21 protein-coding genes are annotated in these 20,752 nt (G+C 69.8%); 6 read left to right on the forward strand and 15 right to left on the reverse strand.

Annotated elements, in window-relative coordinates:
* Positions 1–51 precede the first annotated feature (51 nt).
* From BLW41_RS08820 to BLW41_RS08845, 6 genes are all read right to left on the reverse strand, one after another.
* Complete coding sequence (locus tag BLW41_RS08820; protein ID WP_143038672.1) at positions 52–750, reverse strand: hypothetical protein; 699 nt, start codon at positions 748–750, stop codon at positions 52–54.
* A 9-nt stretch (positions 751–759) separates the two neighbouring features.
* Positions 760–984: a hypothetical protein gene (locus tag BLW41_RS08825; protein ID WP_093118271.1), complete on the reverse strand. Its 225-nt coding sequence runs from the start codon at positions 982–984 to the stop codon at positions 760–762.
* Positions 985–1,081: 97 nt separating this feature from the next.
* The gene (gatB, locus tag BLW41_RS08830; RefSeq protein WP_093118273.1) at positions 1,082–2,533 is read right to left on the reverse strand and encodes an Asp-tRNA(Asn)/Glu-tRNA(Gln) amidotransferase subunit GatB; all 1,452 of its coding nucleotides are present in this window, start codon (positions 2,531–2,533) and stop codon (positions 1,082–1,084) included.
* Positions 2,530–3,957, reverse strand: a complete 1,428-nt coding sequence (gene gatA, locus BLW41_RS08835; RefSeq protein WP_093118275.1) for an Asp-tRNA(Asn)/Glu-tRNA(Gln) amidotransferase subunit GatA — start codon at positions 3,955–3,957, stop codon at positions 2,530–2,532. Before gatA ends, gatB begins: the two co-directional genes overlap by 4 nt.
* Positions 3,957–4,244 (reverse strand): Asp-tRNA(Asn)/Glu-tRNA(Gln) amidotransferase subunit GatC, encoded by a 288-nt coding sequence (gene gatC / locus BLW41_RS08840; RefSeq protein WP_093118277.1) that lies wholly within the window; start codon positions 4,242–4,244, stop codon positions 3,957–3,959. Before gatC ends, gatA begins: the two co-directional genes overlap by 1 nt.
* A gap of 11 nt (positions 4,245–4,255) precedes the next feature.
* Positions 4,256–4,762 (reverse strand): hypothetical protein, encoded by a 507-nt coding sequence (locus tag BLW41_RS08845; RefSeq protein WP_093118279.1) that lies wholly within the window; start codon positions 4,760–4,762, stop codon positions 4,256–4,258.
* A gap of 65 nt (positions 4,763–4,827) precedes the next feature.
* Between BLW41_RS08845 and BLW41_RS08850 the strand changes: the two genes are divergently transcribed.
* Complete coding sequence (locus BLW41_RS08850) at positions 4,828–6,039, forward strand: hypothetical protein (protein ID WP_093118281.1); 1,212 nt, start codon at positions 4,828–4,830, stop codon at positions 6,037–6,039.
* Here the strand turns inward: BLW41_RS08850 and BLW41_RS08855 are convergent.
* Genes BLW41_RS08855 through BLW41_RS08865 form a run of 3 tightly spaced genes read right to left on the reverse strand, consistent with a single transcriptional unit; the run spans position 6,036 to position 10,118 of the window.
* Positions 6,036–6,995, reverse strand: a complete 960-nt coding sequence (locus BLW41_RS08855) for a short-chain dehydrogenase/reductase (RefSeq protein WP_093118283.1) — start codon at positions 6,993–6,995, stop codon at positions 6,036–6,038. The two genes, BLW41_RS08850 and BLW41_RS08855, sit on opposite strands and share 4 nt — an antisense overlap.
* A 46-nt stretch (positions 6,996–7,041) precedes the next feature.
* On the reverse strand, positions 7,042–7,929 hold the full coding sequence (gene folD, locus BLW41_RS08860) for a bifunctional methylenetetrahydrofolate dehydrogenase/methenyltetrahydrofolate cyclohydrolase FolD (RefSeq protein ID WP_093118285.1): 888 nt from the start codon (positions 7,927–7,929) through the stop codon (positions 7,042–7,044).
* An 11-nt stretch (positions 7,930–7,940) separates the two neighbouring features.
* Complete coding sequence (locus BLW41_RS08865; RefSeq protein ID WP_093118967.1) at positions 7,941–10,118, reverse strand: ATP-dependent helicase; 2,178 nt, start codon at positions 10,116–10,118, stop codon at positions 7,941–7,943.
* A 58-nt stretch (positions 10,119–10,176) separates the two neighbouring features.
* Between BLW41_RS08865 and BLW41_RS08870 the strand changes: the two genes are divergently transcribed.
* Both BLW41_RS08870 and BLW41_RS08875 read left to right on the forward strand, forming a co-directional pair.
* On the forward strand, positions 10,177–11,340 hold the full coding sequence (locus tag BLW41_RS08870; protein ID WP_177169440.1) for an MFS transporter: 1,164 nt from the start codon (positions 10,177–10,179) through the stop codon (positions 11,338–11,340).
* Positions 11,337–12,314 (forward strand): queuosine salvage family protein, encoded by a 978-nt coding sequence (locus tag BLW41_RS08875; RefSeq protein WP_093118288.1) that lies wholly within the window; start codon positions 11,337–11,339, stop codon positions 12,312–12,314. Before BLW41_RS08870 ends, BLW41_RS08875 begins: the two co-directional genes overlap by 4 nt.
* A gap of 53 nt (positions 12,315–12,367) precedes the next feature.
* Here BLW41_RS08875 and BLW41_RS08880 read toward each other — a convergent pair whose 3' ends face one another.
* From BLW41_RS08880 to BLW41_RS08895, 4 genes are read right to left on the reverse strand one after another with little or no spacing between them, the layout of a single operon-like run.
* Positions 12,368–13,582 (reverse strand): metallophosphoesterase family protein, encoded by a 1,215-nt coding sequence (locus BLW41_RS08880; RefSeq protein ID WP_177169441.1) that lies wholly within the window; start codon positions 13,580–13,582, stop codon positions 12,368–12,370.
* Between the two features lie 9 nt (positions 13,583–13,591).
* Positions 13,592–14,338 (reverse strand): serine O-acetyltransferase, encoded by a 747-nt coding sequence (gene cysE, locus BLW41_RS08885; RefSeq protein WP_093118292.1) that lies wholly within the window; start codon positions 14,336–14,338, stop codon positions 13,592–13,594.
* On the reverse strand, positions 14,338–15,297 hold the full coding sequence (gene cysK, locus BLW41_RS08890) for a cysteine synthase A (RefSeq protein WP_093118294.1): 960 nt from the start codon (positions 15,295–15,297) through the stop codon (positions 14,338–14,340). The genes cysE and cysK overlap by 1 nt, the downstream gene beginning before the upstream one ends.
* A gap of 24 nt (positions 15,298–15,321) precedes the next feature.
* Positions 15,322–15,723 (reverse strand): RrF2 family transcriptional regulator, encoded by a 402-nt coding sequence (locus BLW41_RS08895; protein WP_093118296.1) that lies wholly within the window; start codon positions 15,721–15,723, stop codon positions 15,322–15,324.
* Here BLW41_RS08895 and BLW41_RS08900 point away from each other — a divergent pair.
* Positions 15,713–16,204 (forward strand): VanZ family protein, encoded by a 492-nt coding sequence (locus BLW41_RS08900; RefSeq protein ID WP_143038673.1) that lies wholly within the window; start codon positions 15,713–15,715, stop codon positions 16,202–16,204. The genes BLW41_RS08895 and BLW41_RS08900 overlap by 11 nt on opposite strands.
* Positions 16,201–17,352 carry a hypothetical protein gene (locus tag BLW41_RS08905; RefSeq protein ID WP_218138356.1) on the forward strand — a complete coding sequence of 384 codons (1,152 nt, stop codon included), beginning with the start codon at positions 16,201–16,203 and terminating at the stop codon, positions 17,350–17,352. The genes BLW41_RS08900 and BLW41_RS08905 overlap by 4 nt, the downstream gene beginning before the upstream one ends.
* On the opposite strand, the gene BLW41_RS08910 is transcribed toward BLW41_RS08905, so the two are convergent.
* Positions 17,349–18,437 (reverse strand): HDOD domain-containing protein, encoded by a 1,089-nt coding sequence (locus tag BLW41_RS08910; protein ID WP_093118298.1) that lies wholly within the window; start codon positions 18,435–18,437, stop codon positions 17,349–17,351. The two genes, BLW41_RS08905 and BLW41_RS08910, sit on opposite strands and share 4 nt — an antisense overlap.
* A gap of 69 nt (positions 18,438–18,506) precedes the next feature.
* Positions 18,507–19,847 carry a glutamate--tRNA ligase gene (gene gltX, locus BLW41_RS08915; RefSeq protein ID WP_218138357.1) on the reverse strand — a complete coding sequence of 447 codons (1,341 nt, stop codon included), beginning with the start codon at positions 19,845–19,847 and terminating at the stop codon, positions 18,507–18,509.
* 6 nt (positions 19,848–19,853) lie between these two features.
* On the opposite strand from gltX, the gene BLW41_RS08920 reads away from it, so the two are divergent.
* Positions 19,854–20,738: a deoxyribonuclease IV gene (locus tag BLW41_RS08920; RefSeq protein ID WP_093118302.1), complete on the forward strand. Its 885-nt coding sequence runs from the start codon at positions 19,854–19,856 to the stop codon at positions 20,736–20,738.
* The last annotated feature ends 14 nt before the right edge of the window (positions 20,739–20,752 follow it).

Below are 20,752 nucleotides of genomic sequence, written 5' to 3' on the forward strand. Positions count from 1 at the left end.
CACGGGGAGACCACATCGCTACCGAAAGTACTGGGCTCGGCAGGCCGCGGCTCAAGCGGCCGTCGAGGCCCGTCGTTGCTGGCGGATAGCGCTGTCGAGCGCTTGTCGTGCAACTGCGTCGAGCCGCCGGCGCAAGCGCCTCGTGCTTCCCGCCCACACGTGGTTCGCCACCGTCGCGAAACCGCGCTCGTCCTCCCGGAGGGCAAGCAGCAGGTGCGCCGTGCGATCGGCCGACGGCAGATCTTCGCCATCGACCTGCACGCAGAAACAGTGGCAGCGGCGCGCACCGGGCTCTACGAGCACCGCACCGTGCCAGCCGATCACCCACGTGCCGAGCTGTCCCCGCTCCACCGCGTAGCCGGTTTCCCGACAAAGTTCGCGCGCCTCGTGGCCCAAGAGGTCGCCGAGCAACCCGAGGGCTCGCTGCTCCGCGGCGCCGCCGGCGCGCGCGGCCGGTCGCCGCAGCACGGTAGCGCCGCGGCGCACGTGGAGCATCGGGATCAGTAGCGCGTGCGCCGCCGCCACGCACGCTAAGGGCAACGCGCGCAGGTCAAGCAGGACGAGCACGCACGCGACCACCCCGAAGGGCAGCGCCAACCCCCAGGTCCACAAGGTCCATGCGAGCGCTCGGCGGCGCAGACTCAGCGGACCGACCAGCGACCGCCAAGGCACACGGGCGAGCTCCGCAAGCCCGCCGGAGCCGGCAGGCCTAGGTGCTTGCGACGCCCGCCCCTCGAGCGAGGTAGACACCGCGGCCGATCAGCCGCCAGCGATCGGCCGACGCATGATCACGAGCTCGGCGTCGCGCGGCAACTCGCGCACGTGCAGAGCCCGACCGGGTGCCTCCGGAACCGTGCCGATGTAACCGAGCTCCAGCTGCCTCCGGAACTCGCTACGTGCTCGCTCGTAGGCGTGTTGGTCGCTGACCGTCCATTCCGCGAGCTCGCTGTGACCGCTCGCGTCGAGACGCACCAGCTTGCCCATCGCTGCCCTCCTCTCGCTGCTCTGCCGACCGCAGGTGCGGCCTTGCGATCAAGAATAGGGACGCAGCAGTGACCGCCGAGCGGGTCGCGTCGAGAGCTCAGAGACCGAGCTTTGCGCGCACGAGTCGCTGCACCTCGGCACCGTCGGCGCGGCCTTGGGTGGCGCGCATAACGGCCCCCACGATCGCCCCGATCGCCTGCACCTTGCCGCCTCGAATCTTCGCCACCGCGTCCTCGTTCTCACGAATCGCGCGTTCGACGATTGCCTCCAGCTCGTCGGCCTCGGCAAGCTCGAGACCGAGCTCGGACACCAGGCGCTCGGGCTCGCCGCCTTCCTCGACGAGGCGGTCGAGCAGCTCTTTAGCGGCGGCAGCGGATACGCGGCGCTGCTGCACCATCGCGACCAGCGATGCGAGCGCAGCCGGCGTCAGCGCCGTCTCCTGAGGGTCGCGCTCGCCGAGGCGCGCCGCGAGCTCGTTGGTAGTCCAGTTTGCGAGCGCGCGCGCATCGACACCGTCGGCGGCGGCGAGCGCCTGCTCGAAAAAGTCACCCAGCTCAAAACGGTAAGCGAGCATGCGGGCAAGCTGGGGCGCGAGACCTAGCTCGCGCTCGAAGCGCTCAGCGCGTTCAAGGGGCAGCTCGGGAATTGCCTGCCGCGCACGCGCAAGCATCTCCTCGGTCGGCACCACCGGCACTAGATCGGGCTCTGGGAAATAGCGGTAGTCGTGCGCCTCCTCCTTCGAGCGCATAGCGGTGAGGGAACCGCTGCGGGGATCGAAGTGCAGCGTCTCCTGCACGACTTGCTCGCCCGCTTGGAGCAGCGCACGCTGGCGTTCGATCTCCGCCGCCAGTCCCCGCTCGAGAAAGCGGAACGAGTTCAAGTTCTTGAGCTCGGTCTTGGTGCCGAGCTGCTCGCTACCGCGCGGACGGACGGAGACGTTGGCGTCGATGCGCAGCGACCCCTCCTCCATGTTCACGTCGGACACGCCCAGGCGGCGCAGGGTCGCCTGCAGCAGCCGCCCGAACTCGGCGGCCTGCTCGGGACTGCGGAGGTCCGGCTCGGTAACGATCTCGACGAGCGGAGTGCCGCCGCGGTTGAAGTCGACGATCGACGCCTCGGAACCGTGGATCCGCCCCGAACTAGAAGCGTGAACGAGCTTCGCCGCATCTTCCTCGAGATGCACGCGGTGGATGCGAACGTCGCCGAGCCTGCCGTTGCGAGCCAGCGGCTCGTCGTACTGACTGATTTGGTAGCCCTTCGGGAGGTCGGGGTAGAAGTAGTTCTTGCGGTGGAAGATCGCGCGCGGGGCCACCTCGCAGGCGAACGCCAGTGCGATCATCAAGCCGAAGTGCAGGGCCTCGGCGTTGGGAACCGGCAACGCCCCAGGCAGACCGAGGCAGACGGGGCAGATACGCGTGTTCGGCTCCCCGCCGAAAGCCAGCGGGCACGCACAGAACATCTTCGTGCGGGTGTTCAACTGCACGTGAATCTCGAGACCGATCACCGGTTCGAGCTGCGAAACAGCGGTGCTCGCCGGCTGCGCGCTCACGTCGCGACCTCCGCCAGCGGTCGCGGCACACCGCTGAACGCGAGCGCCTGCTCTAGCGCGTAGGCGGCTTCGAGGATCCGGTTCTCGGAGAAGGCGGGTCCTGCGATCTGCAAGCCCACGGGCAGGCCTTCCGCCAATCCCGCGGGGATCGAGATCGCGGGGATGCCGGCGAGCGACATCGGCACCGTGCAAACGTCCGACAGGTACATGGCGAGCGGGTCAGCGAGCTTCTCGCCGAGGCGAAAGGCGACCGTCGGCGAGGTCGGCGCGACGATCAAGTCGACGCGCGAGAAAGCTTCTTTGAAGTCCTCGACGATCTTCGTGCGCACGCGCTGCGCGGTCGCGTAGTAGGCGTCGTAGTAGCCCGACGAGAGCGCGTAAGTGCCGAGCATGATGCGTCGCTTCACCTCCGCTCCGAAGCCGGTCGCGCGAGTCGCCTCGTACATCGCTGTGAGGTCCGGCGCGTCGACGCGTAGCCCGTAGCGGACGCCGTCGTAACGAGCCAGGTTGGCGCTCGCCTCGGCCGGTGCGATCACGTAGTAAGCGGAGATCGCGTAGGGGGCGTGCGGGAGTCGCACCTCTTCGACCGTCGCGCCCAGTTCCTCGGCCACCGCGAGCGCTCGCTCGACACACGCGCGTACGCCTGGCTGGATGCCCTCCCCCATCAACTCCACCACCACGCCGAGCCGTGTGCCATCCAAGCGATCCGCCTGCGGGATGCGCACCTCCTCGGGTAAACCGACCGAGGTCGCATCGGCCGGATCGCGTCCCACCATGTGTCGCAACAAAAGCGCGCAATCGCGGACGTTGCGAGCGATCGGCCCGGCCTGATCGAGCGACGAAGCAAAGGCGATCATGCCGTGGCGCGAGCACGCACCGTAGGTTGGCTTCAGACCGACCACTCCGCACAGCGCTGCCGGCTGGCGGATCGAGCCGCCCGTATCGGTGCCGATCGCCCACGGGGCCAGACCCGCCGCGACGGCCGCGGCCGAGCCGCCGGAGGAACCGCCGGGGACGCGCTCGCGATCCCACGGGTTGCGCACCGGACCGAAGGCCGAGTTCTCGTTCGACGAGCCCATTGCGAACTCGTCCATGTTGGTCTTGCCGAGGGTCGGCGCACCAGCAGCCTCGAGCAGACTCACGACGGTCGCCGTATAGGGCGGCACGTAGCCCTCGAGGATCCGCGAGGCGGCAGTCGTCGGAACGCCCTCGATGCAGAAAATGTCTTTGACGGCCAGCGGCACGCCGGCCAGCGGTGCGCCGGGATCGATCGGTCTGGCCTCCTCGGCCACCCACAGAAATGCGCCCAGCGGGTCCCGTTCGCAACGCGCTCGGTAGGTCTCGAAGAGCTCGCGGGGCGCCAGCTCCCGGCGACGCAACGCCTCGATCAGCCCGTGCGCGTCGAGGTCGACGATCGCCGTCATCACGACGCCCCAGGGCTGGGCACGCGGAAGCCTCCCTCGGCCGCGTCGGGGGCCTGCGCTAACACGACTTCGCGCTCCAGGCAGGGACCGGGCTCGTCCGGCCGGAGCACGTTCTCGAGGGCGACCACGTGGCTGGTCGGCGGCACCTCCTCGAGGTCCAGCTGCTGAATCCGCTCGACGTGCTCGAGGATCGTGCCGAGCTCACGAGTGAACCGCTCGACCTCCTCGTCGCTCAAGCGCAAGCGCGCGAGCCGTGCCACGTGCAGGACTTGGTCGCGGTCGATCACGGCCGGCGATTCTACGGTCGCTCGCCCGCTCCGGCGGCGCCCTCCTGGGAGATCGGCGGCGCGGGCAGGCGTTCGACCTTGGGCAGCGCTTCGTGCGCCACGCGCGCGCCCGTCTGATCACGCGGATCCTGCGGACTACCTAGCCGTTCGTCACGCAAGCCCGCCCACAGCCCGGCCAGCTCGAGCCAGGCCAGGGCCACGGCGAGCCACCCGCCGAATGCCGTGTCACCGGCCTCGTGCAGCGCTCGTGCGGAAGCCAAGAGCGCGGCGACCGCGACCAACAGGCCCGCGCAGGCGGTGCCGGCAACCGGCAGAGCGGGCGTATCGGAAGCGGCAACCACCAACCAAATCGCGATGCCGGCAAGGGCGGCCAGGACCAGCAACAGGTCGATAGCGCCAGGGTCGGCTAGCGCGGCGCGTCGGCTGCCGTCAGCCGGGAGCGCGAGCAAGTCGACCAGCAGCAAGGTGGCGGCCAGCGCCGCCAGCCACTCGCCCGGGGTCAACCGTTCGAGGCGCACGTGCGGCAGCGTAGCCAGCGACCCAGCTGCCGGTCCCCGCCAGCGCCACTAGGGTGAGGCGAGCTGTGCAGCTCGCTCGCAACATCGTGCTTTCCACCGCGCGTACTGCCGAGCGCGTGAGCGCACTAATGGCTACTGCACTAACGGCCTTGCTGCTGACGGCACCGGCGGCGTCTGCTGCCGGCGCGGTGCGCGATCCCGGTCGCTGGCTCCTCACCGGCTACACGGGTTTGCCGACCGACTACTGGCAGGGGCTCACCGGCGACGGCCGCTTCCTGTTCTTCGCCGGTTTTGCCCAAGGGATCTGGCGCACGGACGCGAGCGGCCGCCGACTCGACGGTCGTCCGCAGGCGATTCCCGCCGACGTCGCGGCAGCGATCGGTTTCAACCACATCGGCGACCCGGGCTTCGAGCGCCGACGCCGCCGGCTGCTTCTGCCTCTGGAGTGCTACGTGCCTGGCAAGGGCAACACCTGCCAACGGGGTGGCCTCGCGGTGGTCGATCCCGACGCGCTGGCTTGGCGCTACCTGGTGCTCCTCGACCGGCGCGAAATCGCCAAGGCGATGTGGGTAGAAGTGGCCCCCGACTCCGAGCTTGCCTGGACGTCGTCGGGACGCGACCTGCTCGCCTACCGCACGAGCGAGATCGCGCCTGCCCGTGCCTGGCCGACGGGACGGCCCTTGCGCGCCGTGCGGCGCTTACGGGGAGCGGTGCCGCCGAGCGGCGTCACTGGCGCCGCGTTCGTCGGCGGCAGGCTCTTCCTAGCTGGCCAGGACGCTGGCTTCGAAGTCTGGGCTGTCGATCCTCGCAGCGGCCGGCGGCGACTCGAGATTGCGCTCGGCCAGGTGGCGGGCGAGTCCGAAGGCCTGCACTACGAACGCCTGCTCGGCGGCCAGCTGCACTGGCTGATCGCCCCCCTAGCCGCGCAACCGACGTTCGGTCGCTGGGTCGCGATGCTGCACTTCGTGCGCGCGAGCGGTCGGCCGGGCCTGCTGGTGCGAGCCCGCGTGTTGGCGGCCCGAGCGATCGCTGAGGGCGCCGAGCAGCTAGCGAAGATCGAGGTACGCGTCAGCCGGCGGGGGCGCGCCGTGGCAGGCGCCGTCGTGGCGGTCGCGGGCTTCCGTGCCCGCACCGATCGCCGCGGGGTGGCGCGGCTTTTGGTTCGCACCGCTGCGCCCGGCCAATATGCGGCGCTCGCGCACGCGGGAAACTGGCGGGGCCTTTCCCAGCGGCTGGTGCTGGGACCGCCAGCCCCCGCCACCGTCGCCGTTCGTTAAGCGGCGCGGTCGGCGACGCCTTCGTCGCGGCGCCGATCGGACGGCGCCTGCGGCTCTGCGGCCAGCGCTTCATCTCGAGACTCGGCGACGGCAATCCCCAGGCGCGGATCTTGGACCGTCTGCACGACCTCGGGGTCGGCGAGACGAACCGCTTCGGCGATCGTGCCGCGACGGATCGCGACCGCTTCCGAGAGGGGCTGCAGAAATCCCCGCAAAGCCAGCACAGCTCCGACCCAGCGAGGCGCCCAGACCCGCGCCTTGCGGTCCGCAACGGCACGCTCGATCGCCGCGGCCGCGCGTTCCACCGGAATCGGGCGACGCAGGAACGCCGGCAGGGTGCGTTCGCCAACCTTCGTCGACGGGTGCTCGAAGCTGCGACGCACGAGGTCGGTGTCGATGAAGCCGAAGTAGGCGCAGCCGACGCGCGTGCCGGTGTGCGCGAGCTCGAGGCGCAAGGAGTTGGTGAACGCCTCTACCCCGGCTTTCGACGCCGCGTAGGCGCTCATCAGCGGCAGGTGCGTGGCGGCGGCGAGCGACGCCACCACGAGCACATAGCCGCGCCGCTCGACGACGTGCGGCAAGGCGAGCTTGACGGTGCGAACGGCGCCCAGCAAGTTGACCTCGAGTTCCCGCTCAAGCTGCTCAAGCGGCGCGGTCGCCACCGCCCCGATCAAGTGGATGCCGGCGTTGGCCACCACCACGTCGAGCGCGCCGAACCGCTCGAGCGTGCCCGCGATCGCGCGTTCGAGCGCCGCGCGGTCGGTCACGTCGGCCTCAAACCAGGCTGCCCGCTCGGCACCAAGTCGTTGCGCAAGCTGCTCGAGACGCTGCGGCTCGAGCCCGACCAGCGAGAGCCGCGCGCCGCGCTGCGCCAGTCGCTCGGCTGCCGCGCGCCCGATGCCGCGCGCGGCTCCCGTGATCATCACGACCCTGCCCTCGCTGCCCCAACGTGCCACGGAACTACTCCTCCTGCGCCCGAGCGGACTGTTACATCGAGCAGTGTTACATACCCGGCCGGTCGCTGCTCGCGCCACCGCCCGCTCCGCTTTGCTGCTCCGCCGCGAGCAGCGTGTTCTCGAGCAGCATCGCGACGGTCATTGGCCCGACGCCACCCGGTACGGGCGTCAACAAGGCGGCCTTGTCACGCACTGCCGACTGATCAACGTCGCCGCACAAGCCCTCTGCCAGCCGATGGATGCCGACGTCGATCACAACCGCCCCCCTTCGCACGTGCTCACGGCCGATCAAGCGCGGCACCCCCGCCGCCGCGACCAACACCTCGGCGCGGGAGCAGACCGCGGCGAGAGAACGGGTCCGCGAATGGCAGACGGTGACCGTCGCGTTGCGCTCCAGAAGAAGCTGCGCGAGCGGCTTGCCGACCAGTTGCGAGCGCCCCACCACCACCGCCTCGCGACCCTCGAGTGCCACTTCGTAGGCGTCGAGCAGCTCGAGCACGCCCCGTGGTGTGCAGGGCCGCAGACCGGGCCGGCCGCTTAGCAAGCGCCCCTGCGAGATCGTCGTCAGGCCATCGACGTCCTTAGCGGGGTCAATGAGGTCAATCAGCGGCGCCGCGTCGAGGCCATGGGGTAGCGGCAGCTGCAGGAGGATCCCGTGCACACGCTGGTCGGCGTTCAAGCGACCGATCAGCGCGGCGATCTCGTCGGCTCGCGCGTCAGCCGCCAGCCGGTGGTCGAAGGGCGTGATTCCGACCTCCCGGCAAGCCTCCTGTTTGCGGCTCACGTAGATCGCCGAGGCGGGATCCTCGCCGACCAGAATCGTCGCCAAGCCGGGAGCCGGCAGACCTCGCCCGAGGCGATCGGCAACACCGTGCTTCACGCGCTCTCTAACGCGGGCGGCAACGGCGCTGCCGTCGATCAGTTCGGCTGGCACGGCGGGGCAGGCTACAACCGCCGCAGCGGTGCGAACTCCGTCATCAAACGGCGTTCGCTGCGGTCGCGGGCAAAGCGCACCAGGATCGTCCCGTCGCGCTCGACCGACAGCACTACGCCGGGTCCAAACTGGGCGTGCTCGACGTCGTCGCCAACCGCCAACGGCGGTGCGCCGTTGGCAGCACGCTCCCTGCTGTGGGCGGTCGCCGCCGCGAACAGCGGCTGATCGGCCAAGCGAGCGGGCGCGGTGGCTCCAACGAACTCGCAACAGTGGCTCGGCAACTCACCGAGAAAGCGGCTTGGCGGCGCCCACTCACGGTCACCGAACAAGGCCCGACTACGCGTGTAGGTGAGATATAGGCGCCGACGCGCACGGGTGATTCCCACGTAACAGAGCCGTCGTTCTTCGTCGACCTCTCCCGCATCGATGGCTCGCTGATGCGGGAATACACCCTCCTCCAAGCCGATAATGAACACGACGTCGAACTCGAGCCCCTTGGCGTTGTGGAGAGTCATCAGCGTCAGCGCCCCCTCGCCCGCAAGCAAGCGGTCCTGCTCGGAGAACAGTGCGACCTCTTCCAGGAAGCGCTCAATCGATGGATCCTCGGCACGGCGCTCGAACTCGCGCGCCGAGGCGACCAGCTCCTCCAAGTTCTCGAGCCGCGCGTCCGCTTCCGGTGTCCCCTCGTTGCGGAGTTCCTCGAGATACCCGGAGCGCTCGAGCGCGGCTAGTAGCACCTCGCCGACTCCCTCTCCAGCGTCGCGGAGTGCGCGCAACTCTTCGAGCAGCTCGCCGCAACGCTCAAGTCCGCGCCGGGCGCGTGCGTTCACGCCCGGGATCGCGGCCGGGTCGCGCAGCAGTTCGAACACCGGCACACCGAGCGTGTTCGCGTGGGCCAGTACGCGCGCCTGCGTGCGTTCGCCCACACCGCGCGCCGGAGAGTTGACGATCCGGCGGAAGGAAACCTCGTCGGCGGGATTCACCACGGCGCTCAGATAGGCGAGCGCGTCCTTCACTTCGGCGCGCTCGTAGAAGCGCGGGCCGCCAAGCACGCGATAGCGGATGCCGCGCCTTACGAGCACGTCCTCGAGCGTGCGCGCATGCGCGTGCGTGCGGTAGAAGACGGCGATCTGCGCGAGCGACTCGCCTTCGTCGAGCAAGCGCTCCACTTCGGTTACCAGGAAACGCGCCTCCTCCTGCTCGTCGTCGCACTCCACGACGCGCACTGGGTCGCCCCCGCCGAGCTCGCTGCGCAAACGTTTCGGCTTGCGCTCGGGGTTGTTGGCGATTACCGCGTTCGCGGCCTCGAGGATCGTCTCCGTCGAGCGATAGTTGCGCTCCAGCTTGACGACCTTGGCATCGGGAAAGTCGCGCTCGAAGTCGAGGATGTTGCGCACGTCGGCACCGCGGAAGCGGTAGATCGACTGGTCGTCGTCGCCGACCACACAGACGTTGCGGTGCTCAGCGACCAGTAAGCGCAGCCAGCGGTACTGGGCGTGGTTGGTGTCCTGGTACTCGTCGACCAGTACCCAGCGGAACTGCTTGCGGTAGCGCGCCAAGACCTCGGGGTGCCGCTCGAACAGTTCCACGCAACGAACCAAGAGGTCGTCGAAGTCGAGCGCGTTCGCCGCTCGCAACCGCCGCTCGTAGAGCTCGTAAGCGGCGACACCGTGCTCGTCGCCGAAGGCGCCAGGATCGGCGCGCAGCTCGGCCGGTCGCAGCAGTCTGCTCTTCGCATCCGAGATCCGTCGACGCAAAGCCCGCGGCGGCAGGCGGCGAGGATCGAGCCCCGCCTCCTCAGCGCAGCTGCGCACCAGCCGCAGCGAGTCCTGCTCGTCGTAGATCGTGAAGTTGCGCGTCAAACCCAAGCGCTCGGCGTGCGCCCGAAGGATGCGCACGCAGGCCGCGTGGAAGGTCATCACCCACATCGGCCGCGTCCGCTCCTCGCCGACCAGTCCCGCGACCCGCTCGCGCAGCTCCTCCGCGGCCTTGTTGGTGAAGGTGATCGCGAGTATCTCGTGCGGCCGGGCGCGGCCGGTAGCGAGCAGGTGAGCGATGCGGTGGACGAGGACCCGCGTCTTCCCCGAGCCCGCTCCCGCCAACACGAGCAGCGGACCCTCGCCGTGCTCCACCGCCTCACGCTGCTCGGGATTGAGCTGTTCCAATAACTCTTCGACGGCGGTAGGCACGCCGCGAGGATAGAAGTAGCGGCGGGCGCGAGCGCGGCGCGCGGTACGGTTGCGGACCGTGCGCCAGCGCAACCTCGCCTTCTACGTCGGCGGTTTTCTGGGGCCGTTCGGTGGCGCCATCGTGGCGGTCATGGTGCCGGAGCTGCGCGCGGCGTTCGACGCCTCGACCGCCCAGGTAGCGCTCGCGATTCCCGCCTACCTGGTGCCGTTCGCCGCCGTGCAACTGGTCTCGGGCACGCTCGGTGAACGGCTCGGTCGGCGCCGTGCGGTACGCGCGGGTTACCTCGCGTACGCGGCCGCCTCGTTGGCCGCAGCGTTCGCTCCGGGTTTGCTTCCGTTCCTCGTCGCGCGAGCGCTACAGGGGGTGGCTAACGCCTTCTTGACCCCGCTGCTCGTGGCGTCGCTTGCTGAGGCAACCCCGCCGGACCGGCTCGGCCGCGCGATGGGCACCTTCGGCGCCACGCAAACGCTCGCAGTGACCCTCTCGCCGATCTGCGGCGGACTCGCTGCGGCGATCGACTGGCGGCTGGCTTTCGTAGCGCCGGCGCTCGTCGGGTTGGTACTCGCAAGCGTGCCCGCGCCGTCCGCGCAGCGGGCCGGCAAAGCGCCGGCTCGCCTGCGCGCGCTTGCCAACCGGCGCGTCGCGCTGCTCGCCGCGGGTGCTTTCGCTGCCTACATGGGCGTCACCGGGCTGGCGTTCCTGGTGGCTCTGTACGCCGAAGACGCGTTCGGGCTGGGGGCGAGCGAGCGCGGCTTGCTGCTGGCCGTCTTCGGTGCCGCCGGAGTCTTTGCCGGTCGCCCCGCGGGAATGCTCGTCGACCGCTTCGGGCGCGTGCCGGTGGCGACGGTTGGAGCGACCGGCGCTGCCGCCTGTGTCGCGGCGCTGGGGTTGGCGGGGTCGGTCGCCTGGCTGACCGTGCTGTGGTTCTTGGCGGGAACCTTCTCGGCGGTTATGTGGGCGGCCCTCAACACGCTCGTCGTGGAGGCCGCGCCCAGCAACCGCGCTGGCGCGACGTCCTTGGTTTCGGCGTTCAAGTTCTCGGGCCAAGCAGTCGCACCGCTCACCTGGCTGTCGCTTTACCACCACGGAGCCGCGACAGCGTTTGCCGCCGCGGGCGCCTTGGCGCTGAGCACCGTTGCCTTCGTCGCGCCGCTACGGGAGCCACGCGCGCGGCGGCTGCCGACCAGCGGACAGCAGTCGCTGACCGCTCGCTCGGGATGACCGCAGTCGCTGACCGCTCGCTCGGGATGACCGTACCCGGGCTCCCTCCGCCAGCCGATGCCCCGCAACCGGCGCTCGATCTGCCCGAGCGAGTGCGGGCCTGGACGCGCCGCATAGTCGAGCGGGCAGAGCTCGTGAGGATCGACTGGCAGCAGCTGGAACGCGCGGTCGAGCAGTGGCTGTCGGACGGGCTGACCGTGCAGGCGCCGGCGCTCGATCCGAGCGACCACTATCTCGAGGGTTCGCGCGCTGAGGTCTGCGCCTACCTGCTGACGCTCGACGCCATCAACTTCGGTTCCGGCTGGTTCCCCACTATCCGCAAGCGTCCGGGACGCTCCGGTTACCGCACGATCGCCTCGGCGCTGGCCGACCACTTCCGCACGCACGGTCCCTGGTCGAACGAGGATCTGCGCACGCTCGACGCCGCCACCCTGGCGCGCGTGCTCGACCAGCCGCCCGGCCACCAACTGATCGAGCTCTACGCGCGGGCACTCCGGGATCTCGGCGCGTTCCTCGCCGACCGCACGCCGTTGGAGGTGTTGGCGGACGCCGGGCGTTCGGCTGTCGCCCTCGCCTGCACGCTCGCGCGCGCGATGCCTTTCTTCGATGATCGCGGCTTCTGGAAGCGGGCCCAGATCACCGCTAACGACCTCGCGCTGGCGGGGGTCGCGGCGTTCGACGATCTCGACCGCTTGACGATCTTCGCCGACAACCTCGTGCCCCACGTTTTGCGCGTCGACGGCGTCCTGCAGTACGCCCCGCAGCTGGCACACAAGATCGACCAGGGAGTGCTGCTGCCACCGGGCAGTCGCGCGGAGCTTGAGATCCGCGCCGCCGCCGTCTGCGCCTGCGAGCGCATTGCCGAACTCACCGGGCTGCCGCCGCGATCGATCGACGTCTGGCTCTGGAACCGCGGCCAAGCGGCCCGCTACAAGGCGGTACCGCGCCACCGCACGCGCACCGTCTTCTACTGAGCGAGTGCAACCGCGCGGGTCGCAAGGCCGCTAAGGACCGACCCGAAAAGCCGCTAAGGACCGACCCGAAAGCGCACGACGCGGCGGTACAGGCGCCCGTCGAAGGAACGCAAGGCGATCGTCAGCCGGTAACCACCGGTCGGCAGGCCACTCGGCACGCGCAGCCTGAACGAACCGGTCGCGGCGAGCGGCGCCCGCGTGTACGCCGGCGACACATGTCGCTGCGTGGAGCAGGGCGCTGCGCGGAAACGCATGGGCTCGCCCTCCCCGCCCACCAACACCGCGCAACGCCGCGCGTCGAGCCGGCGCACCAGTGTTAGCGACACTCGCCGCGCGAAGCGCGCCTCGCCGACGAGCTCGCGCAGCCGCTCATAGCGCTCGCCGTAGCGTGGGCGCAGCAACTCGGCGGTGGCGCGTAGTGGCCGGTGGGTGCGACACTCGAGTACGCCACTGTCGAGCACCTCCCCATCGGCGCGCACGAACTCGTAACTGGCCTCCCCCACCGCCAACCGCAGACGCAGGGCTCCGATCACGTTGCCCGCACCGGCGGCCACTCGCGGGTCACGCAGATCCGGAGAACTCGGCTCGTGCCCCCCGGTCCCCACCACGAACTGCGTGATCCCTCTGATCGGCAAGAGCCGCTGGTAGTTGTGGGCGTGCCCGGCGAGCCACGCCACCGCGCGCCCCGCAGTCGCCGCGAACAGCGGTTCCAGGCGTGGCGTGTTGTACTGCGGGCCGGCCGAGAAGCGCGGATAGTGGGTGAACACGATCGTGCAGGTACCGGGGTAGCGAGCGAGGTCTTGGCGTAGCCACGCCTCCTGCGGGGAGCCTTGGTCGCCACGCTCCATGCTGCTGAGGCTGATCAGGTGCCAGCCGCCGAGGTCGAACGAGTACCAGTGGCCGCCGTCGGCCTGGCGCACCCGCGAGCCCCAGTAGGCGTCGTAACCCTCCGCTCGCTGCTCCCACTCGTGGTTGCCGGGTGTCGGATAAGTGAAGTCCCGGAAACGGCCGAAGGGGTTTTCGTACCAGGCTCGGAACTCGTCGGCCGTGCCCCGCTCGTAGACGTCGCCGAGGTAGAGAAACGCCGCCGGCGGGTCGCCGGCGACTAGCGAGGCGACGTCGAAGCGCGCCGGCTCGGGCCCGGCGCCGTCGCCGACCGCCCACACGGTCGTCGCCGTCTCCGTCTGCGCCAGCGCCGCGGCGCTGGTGAGCGCCGCCCAACAGCAGACGACCGCGAGCGCCGCCCCGAGGCGGCCTGCCCGAGCCACCACCTGCCGCTAACCCCCCGCCGAACTGGGACCGCGTCGCCGCTCGAAGCGCTTGACTTCGCCCACCGGGCGGCGCCCCGTCAGGCTCTCGACGAGACACTCGAGCTGGTCGATGCGCTCCGCTAGGTGCTTGATCGCGTCGGCCACGGGATCTGGCAAGTGCGCCCAGTCGGCGTCCGGACCCTCGGGACGCCGCCCTTCGACGCGCACCGGGTGGCCAGGGTTGCCGACCACCGTGGCGTTCGCCGGCACATCGTGAATCACCACGCTGTTCGCCCCGACCTTGGCACCTCGACCGATCGCCACCGGACCGAGGACCTTCGCCCCCGAACCGATCACTACCCGGTCACCCACTGTCGGGTGGCGCTTGCCACGGGCAAAACCGGTGCCGCCAAGCGTCACGCCCTGGTAGAGCGTCACGTCGTCGCCGACCTCCGCGGTCTCGCCGATCACCACCCCGACCCCGTGATCGATGAACAGGCGCCTGCCGAGTGTCGCGGCCGGGTGAATTTCGACGCCCGTGGTGAGGCGCACGAGGTGCATGATCAAGTGCGGAACCAGCGGCACCCGGCGTCGCCACAGTTGGTGAGCGACGCGGTGGGCGAGCACCGCTTGCACGCCACCGTAGGTAAGGAGAATCGTGGCTGTGCCGAGCTCGCGCGCCGCGGGATCGCGCTCGCGGGCGGCCGTGACCGCCTCGCCGACGGCCTTGGTAGCCGTAGCGAACAGGCGCACGAGGCGGCGGCCCGGGCGCATCACTCGATGAAAAACGGGGTCGTCACGTAGCGCTCGCCGGAGTCCGGCAGGACGACGACGATGCGGCGGTCGCGCCACTCCGGACGACGCCCGACTTGGAGCGCTGCCCACAATGCCGCACCCGCCGAGATGCCGATCGAGACCCCTTCGCGGCGCGCGCAGAGCCGCGCCGTGGCGATCGCGTCGTCGTCGGCGACGGCGATCACCTCGTCGATCACTTCACGGTTCAAAACCGGCGGCACGAAGCCCGCGCCGATGCCCTGAATGCGGTGCGGTCCGGGGGGACGACCGGACAACACCGCCGAGCTGCGCGGCTCCACCGCCACCACATGCAGCGCCGGGTTGCGCTCCTTGAGACGCTCGCCGCAGCCGGTGATCGTGCCGCCGGTTCCGACCCCGCAGACGAGCACGTCGATGCGTCCGTCGAGGTCGCGCCAGAGTTCCTCGGCAGTGGTGCGTCGATGCGCCTCTGGGTTCGCCGGGTTCGAGAACTGGTCGGGCATGAAGTACTCGTCGCCGGAGGCGGCGAGGTTGCGCGCCGCCTCCACCGCCTCGTCCATTCCGCCCATCGACTCGGTCTCCAAGACCTCGGCGCCGTAGAGGCGCAACAGGCGCTCCCGTTCGCGGCTCATTCCCTGCGGCATCGTCAGGATCAGCCGATACCCACGCGCCGCACACACGAAGGCCAGAGCGATGCCGGTGTTGCCCGACGTCGGCTCGACGATCGTCGTGCGGCCCGGCTCGATCCGCCCCTGCTCTTCGGCGGCAGCAATCATCGCCCAGCCGATCCGATCCTTGACCGATCCGGCGGGGTTGTAGGCCTCGAGCTTGCCGACGATTTCGGCGCCGCAGTTGGGATCGATGCGACGCAAGCGAACCATCGGCGTACCGCCGATTAGCTCGGCGAGATTGTCGGGGATCGTTCGACGGGCCCGCTCGACTCCCAGATCACGCAGCATGCGTGCCCACCGTTGCCACCGCTCTTAGATCCAGTACATGGTGGCGCCCGCCTGGTGTGCCTCGCGTTCGACGGCGTCGCGCAAGGTTTGCGAGGCGAGCACGTCGCGCACCGCCCGCACCACGTCCTCCCAGATCGGCCCGTGCTCGGAGGCGCCTTGCCCGAGCTCGCCCTCGAGCAGCTCGACGACCTCCAGCAAGTTGATCTCCTCGGGCGGACGCGCCAGCTGGTAGCCGCCCTTGACGCCTCGCTGACTTTGGAGGATCCCGCCCCGTCGGAGCGTGGCGAAGAGCCCCTCCAAGAACTGCACGGGGATGTCGCGGGCGCGCGCGATCTCGGCGATCGGCACGGGACCCTCGTCACCGCGGCGCGCGAGTTCGCAGAGGGCTTTCAGCGCGTAGGGTGATTTGGTCGTGATGACGAGCACCGCTGTTCACTCTACGGGATCGCCTGGCGGGGTCGGTCAAGCCTCGGCCGAAGTTCCCGCACGCAACACGCGCCGCCAGCACGAACGGCCTCCGACCAACACCCGCTACCTAACGCTGTGGCTCCCGCCGCTCGCGTTGATGGCGGTGATCTTCTTCCTCTCCGACCAACCCAACCTGCACACCAACCTCGGGATCGTCGATCTGATCGGACGCAAGCTGATTCACTTCGGCGAGTACGCGCTGCTCTGTTGGTTGCTGCAGCGCGCCTTCCTCGGGACCTTCACCATGGGGACCCGAAGTGCGGTGCTCGCCGCGCTTCTGGTCTCGAGCGCCTACGCCGCCAGCGATGAGTTCCATCAGAGCTTCGTGCCGGGGCGATCTGCCACCGTTCGCGACTGGGCGATCGACACGGCGGGGGCACTCCTGGCCAGCTATCTACGGCTCCGTGAGGTGGGCAGCAGGAACGGGCGATCGGGATGAACGCAACCGCCGGTAAATCCACCCAGGGCGCGGATCAGCTGACCGACAGCAAGCGCCGAGCGCAGCTCGCGCTGATCGCCGCCCCAGGACTGCCGCACCAGCTCGCCCTGGAGCTGGCCGAGCCGCTGCGAGCCACGCTCGCCGAGCGCTACCCGTACGTCGACTGGGAGGTCCCAATCCTCCCCGATCCCTTGGTCGCCCCGCCGGCATCGGCCACCGAGGTCGTGGCGGAGGCGCGACGTCGGTTGCTCGACCGCGATTGGGAGCTCGCGGTGGTGCTGACCGACCTGCCGCTGCGCATCGGTGGCCGGCCGGTCGTTTGGCACGCTAGCCCCACGCATGGCGTCGCGGTGGTTTCGGTACCAGCGATCGGGCCGGTCGGTGTGCGCCGGGGCTTGGAACGCGCGATCAGCGCCCTGGTCGACGCGCTGCTTGGCGAGCGGGTCACCGAGGAGAGCGACGAGCGGCGCGAGCGGGCGCGCGACGCACGACGCGCTCGGCGCATGCGCCGATGGCTTGACGAGCTCGTCGAACTGCACACCGAGGACTCGCATCCCGACACCGGCTGGGTGTCGCTGGCTTCCCCGGGGCGCCTGCGTCTGCTCGCCGGGATGGTGCGCGCAAACCGCCCTTGGCGAGTCGCCCTGCGGCTGTACAAGGCGGTCGTGGCATCGCTCGCGGCGATCGCCTTCAGCCTCGTCACCCCCGACGTGTGGGCGATCGCCGATCGTCTGCCGACGAGCCGACTACTGGCACTGTCGCTGGCCTCTATCGCAACCACCGCTACGACGCTGATCGTCGCCCACGGCCTTTGGGAACGGGCGCCGAACCAGCACACGCGTGACGAGGTCGCACTGTTCAATGCAGCCACCGCTCTGACGGTCCTGATCGGCACCTCGGTGCTCTACGCGACGCTGTTCGGGCTCGCGCTGGTCGGAGCTCTGTTGCTGCTCCCCTCCTCGCTGCTCGAGGCACGCACCGGCAACACCGCGGCCTTCGCCGACTACGTGCGGCTCGCCTGGCTGCTGAGTTCGTTGGCCACCTTCGGTGGTGCACTCGGTGCCGGCCTCGAGTCGAGCGACGCGGTTCGCGAGGCCGCTTACGCCTACCGCGGCGAGGAGGAGCGGGCACTCCCCGGTTCGGCCTAGAGCCAGCCGCGCTCGGTCGCGATCAGTACTGCCTGCGCGCGGTCGACAGCGCCGAGCTTGGCGTAGGTGTTGTGCAGGTGGGTGCGCACGGTGCTGGTGGAGAGACCCAGCTCGGCGGCGATCTGTTTGTAAACCTTGCCTTCCGCGAGTCGCCGCAAAACCTCGAGTTCACGGCTGCTAAGGGGACACGGCTCGACTGCTCGCCGTTCGCCCCCGCCGCCGTGAGGAAGCTCGTAGAGAACCGACCGCAGCTGACGCGTAGCGAGCCCGCAGCGTTTCGCTACCTCCAGCAGCTTGCCCGGGCTGATCGCCTGACCGTGCGCATAGTGCGCGAGCATGTCGGCAAGTCTTACGAGGGCGGCTTCTCCCGATGCCTCGTCTGCATGGTGGCGTTCGATGGCCGATGCGAGGCGGCCCGGCAACGCCCAGCGGCGCGCCAGCACGCCACCAACCACGCCGTGATCGACGCCCAGCTCGCGGCGCTCTCGGTACACGCGCTCCTCCGGGGTCCGCGCCCCGCGGTGGATTTGCGCGGGATAGGCCGGATAGGCGTGCATCAGCACCAGCTTGCCGATGTCGTGGAGCAGCGCCGTGCACAGAAGCTCGTCGCGGTTCGGATACTCGAGCTCGCGCGCCAAGCGATCGGCGGCCACCTGCGTAGCGATCGCGTGCAGACGGAACCGCTCGGGAGCCGCTTCCCAGCCAGGCGTGCGTTCGAAAAAGTCGAACGTCCGCGTGCGCGAGGCCAGGGCGGCAATGCCCTCGCGGGTGAGCACCTCGACCGCGTCGGGTACGCTCGCGATGCGCCCGCGACGGTTGCCGGCGAGGCGGTTAGCGATCCGCAGGACGGTGATCACCAGCGCCACGTCCGATTCGATCGCCCGGATGATCTCGCCGATCGAGGCCCGCTCGTCGCGCACCACCTCGAGCACACGGTCGCGCGAGGCCGCCAACGCGGGGAAGCTTTCGAGCGCCTCGAAGGCCTTGATCAGTCGGCGTCCGTGACCCTCGTTGTGACCACGAATGACCGGGTCGACCCTCGGGGGGCCACCGCTCGCGGGTCTGACTGCGACTTGCGAAGACACTCGGGACGGCCTCTTTCAGGCGGGCGCCGTAGGTGCGGGCCGGAGCCTCGTCGCCGGACCTATCGGCAACTAACGCGGACCGCTTGAGCGCGCGGCCGCGGGGCTACCGCCGAGGCGCGCGAGCGTCGCGTCGATCCGCGCGAGCGCCTCTTCACGACCGAGCGCAGCCAGCGACTCGAAGATGCCGGGAGAGACCTTGCTGCCGGCGATCGCCACACGTACTGGCTGGAAGATCGCAGCGCCCTTGACGCCGAGCTCCTCGGCGAGCGATCGCAGAGCTTCCTCGATCGTCGGAGGGTCGAAGCGCTCGAGCGCCGCCAGTCGCTCGCGAGCCAGGCGCAGGCGCTCCACGCCACCGGTCTCGAGCAGCCAGGAGCGAAGCTCCTCGGACGGCTCGCGACGCTCCAAAACGAAGCCCGCGAGAGGCCAGAAGTCGGCCAACGTCTGCAGTTTCTCCTGGCTGGCGCGGGCAGCCGCGCGCAGGCGCTCACGATCGAGACGGTCGCGCGGGACGATCCCTTGCCGGTCAAGGTATTCGGCGAGCCGCTCGACCAGGTCGTCGAGCTCCAGGCCACGCAAGTAGTGCCCGTTCATCCATCGCAGCTTCTGCTCGTCGAAGACCGCCGGTGAGCGCGACACGCGCTCCAGCGAGAAGTGCTTGATCAGTTGCTCGGTGGAGATGAACGTCGTGCGGTCGTCGAGCCCCCAGCCGAGCAGCGCCAGATAGTTGCGAACTGCCTCCGGTAGGTATCCCCGCGCTCTCAGCTCTTCGACCGACGTCGCACCGTGGCGCTTCGAAAGCTTCTTGCCGTCGGGACCGAGCAGCAGCGGGAGGTGCGCATAGGCGGGCGGCTCGTGGCCGAGCGCGCGGATGATCATCAGTTGGCGTGGAGTGTTCGAGAGATGGTCGTCGCCCCGCACGACGTGGCTGATGCGCATGTCGACATCGTCGACCGCGACCGCGAGGTTGTATAGCGGGCTGCCGTCGGAGCGGCGAATCACGAAGTCCTTGATCGCCTCGTGTGGAAAGCGGATCTCGCCGCGTATTAGGTCGTGGACGACGGTTTCCCCCGGGGGCACCCGGAAGCGCACGGCACCCTCGTCCTCGTAGGCGTGGCCTGACGCGAGCAGCTGCTCGATCGCCTCCAGGTGGCGCGGCGCTCGCTCGGCCTGCGAGTAGGGTCCTTCGTCCCAATCGAGCTCGAGCCACCGCAGTGCCTCGAGTATTCGGTCGCGGTTCTCGGCGGTCGAGCGCTCGCGGTCGGTGTCTTCGATGCGCAACACGAACGACCCCCCGGAACCGCGCGCCAGGAGCCAGTTGTAGAGTGCCGTGCGCGCACCGCCGACGTGCAGCTCGCCGGTCGGCGACGGCGCGAAACGGACGCGCATCGGAGTTCGCGCGGAGGACACGCCTGGATGCTAATCGGGGCTCACGTATCGACGGCTGGTGGTCTCGTCAAGGCCTGGGAGCGAGGGCGGGAACTCGGCTGCGACGCGATCCAAGTGTTCAACCAGTCGCCCCGACAGTGGCGTCCAACGGCCTGGAAAGACGAAGACATCGCACGTTTCCGGGAGCTGCTTGCTGACGGGCCGGTGCGTGCCGTAGTGATCCACGCGGTCTACTTGCTCAACTGCGCGGCGGCCGACCGCGAGCTTTGGGAAAAGTCGGTCGCTTCGCTCGTCCACTCGCTGCGGATGGGCGACGCGATCGGGGCGGTGGGTGTCGTCTTGCATCCCGGCTCGGCGCGCGGTGAGCCGATCGCGGAAGCACACGCGCGGGTCGGCGAGGCGCTGCGGCGGGCGCTCGCCGAGTCCGAGCAGTGCCCGATCTTGCTGGAAGACACCGCTGGAGCGGGCGAGACGATTGGTCGCGATTTCGGCGAGCTGGCACGGCTTCTGGAGCTCGCCGGCGGCGATGGCCGGCTCGGCATCTGTCTCGACTCTTGCCATCTGCTGGCGAGCGGCTACGACGTGCGCGATGCCGAACGACTGGCGGCGGTGCTCGACGAGTGCGACCGCCTGATCGGGCTCGATCGTTTGCGCTGCCTGCACGTCAACGACTCGCGCGAACCGCTCGGTTCGAACCGCGATCGTCACGCACCGCTCGGCACCGGCGAGCTGGGGGTCGAGGGGTGCGCCGCGTTCCTCGCGGAGCCGCGTTTCGAAGGACTACCGGCGATCTTCGAAGGTCCCGGCGTGGCCGGCAAGGCACCGGTCGCCGAGGACGTCAAGACGATGCGCGAGCTGCGCGCCCGGGGGCTCGAGCGACGCCGCGCCTTGCAAACGCGCGACGCTGGCTGACGGCAGGCGCTCCG

The organism is Thermoleophilum album (genome assembly GCF_900108055.1).
Classification (GTDB): Bacteria; Actinomycetota; Thermoleophilia; order Solirubrobacterales; family Thermoleophilaceae; genus Thermoleophilum; species Thermoleophilum album.

What these genes read in the sequence shown, in the direction of transcription:
- BLW41_RS08825 (WP_093118271.1), bottom strand. Translation starts at nt 984, where the DNA reads ATGGGCAAGCTGGTGCGTCTCGACGCGAGCGGTCACAGCGAGCTCGCG.
- gatA (WP_093118275.1), bottom strand. Translation starts at nt 3,957, where the DNA reads ATGACGGCGATCGTCGACCTCGACGCGCACGGGCTGATCGAGGCGTTG.
- BLW41_RS08875 (WP_093118288.1), top strand. Translation starts at nt 11,337, where the DNA reads ATGACCGCAGTCGCTGACCGCTCGCTCGGGATGACCGTACCCGGGCTC.
- cysE (WP_093118292.1), bottom strand. Translation starts at nt 14,338, where the DNA reads ATGCGCCCGGGCCGCCGCCTCGTGCGCCTGTTCGCTACGGCTACCAAG.
- cysK (WP_093118294.1), bottom strand. Translation starts at nt 15,297, where the DNA reads ATGCTGCGTGATCTGGGAGTCGAGCGGGCCCGTCGAACGATCCCCGAC.
- BLW41_RS08900 (WP_143038673.1), top strand. Translation starts at nt 15,713, where the DNA reads ATGACGAGCACCGCTGTTCACTCTACGGGATCGCCTGGCGGGGTCGGT.
- BLW41_RS08905 (WP_218138356.1), top strand. Translation starts at nt 16,201, where the DNA reads ATGAACGCAACCGCCGGTAAATCCACCCAGGGCGCGGATCAGCTGACC.
- BLW41_RS08920 (WP_093118302.1), top strand. Translation starts at nt 19,854, where the DNA reads ATGCTAATCGGGGCTCACGTATCGACGGCTGGTGGTCTCGTCAAGGCC.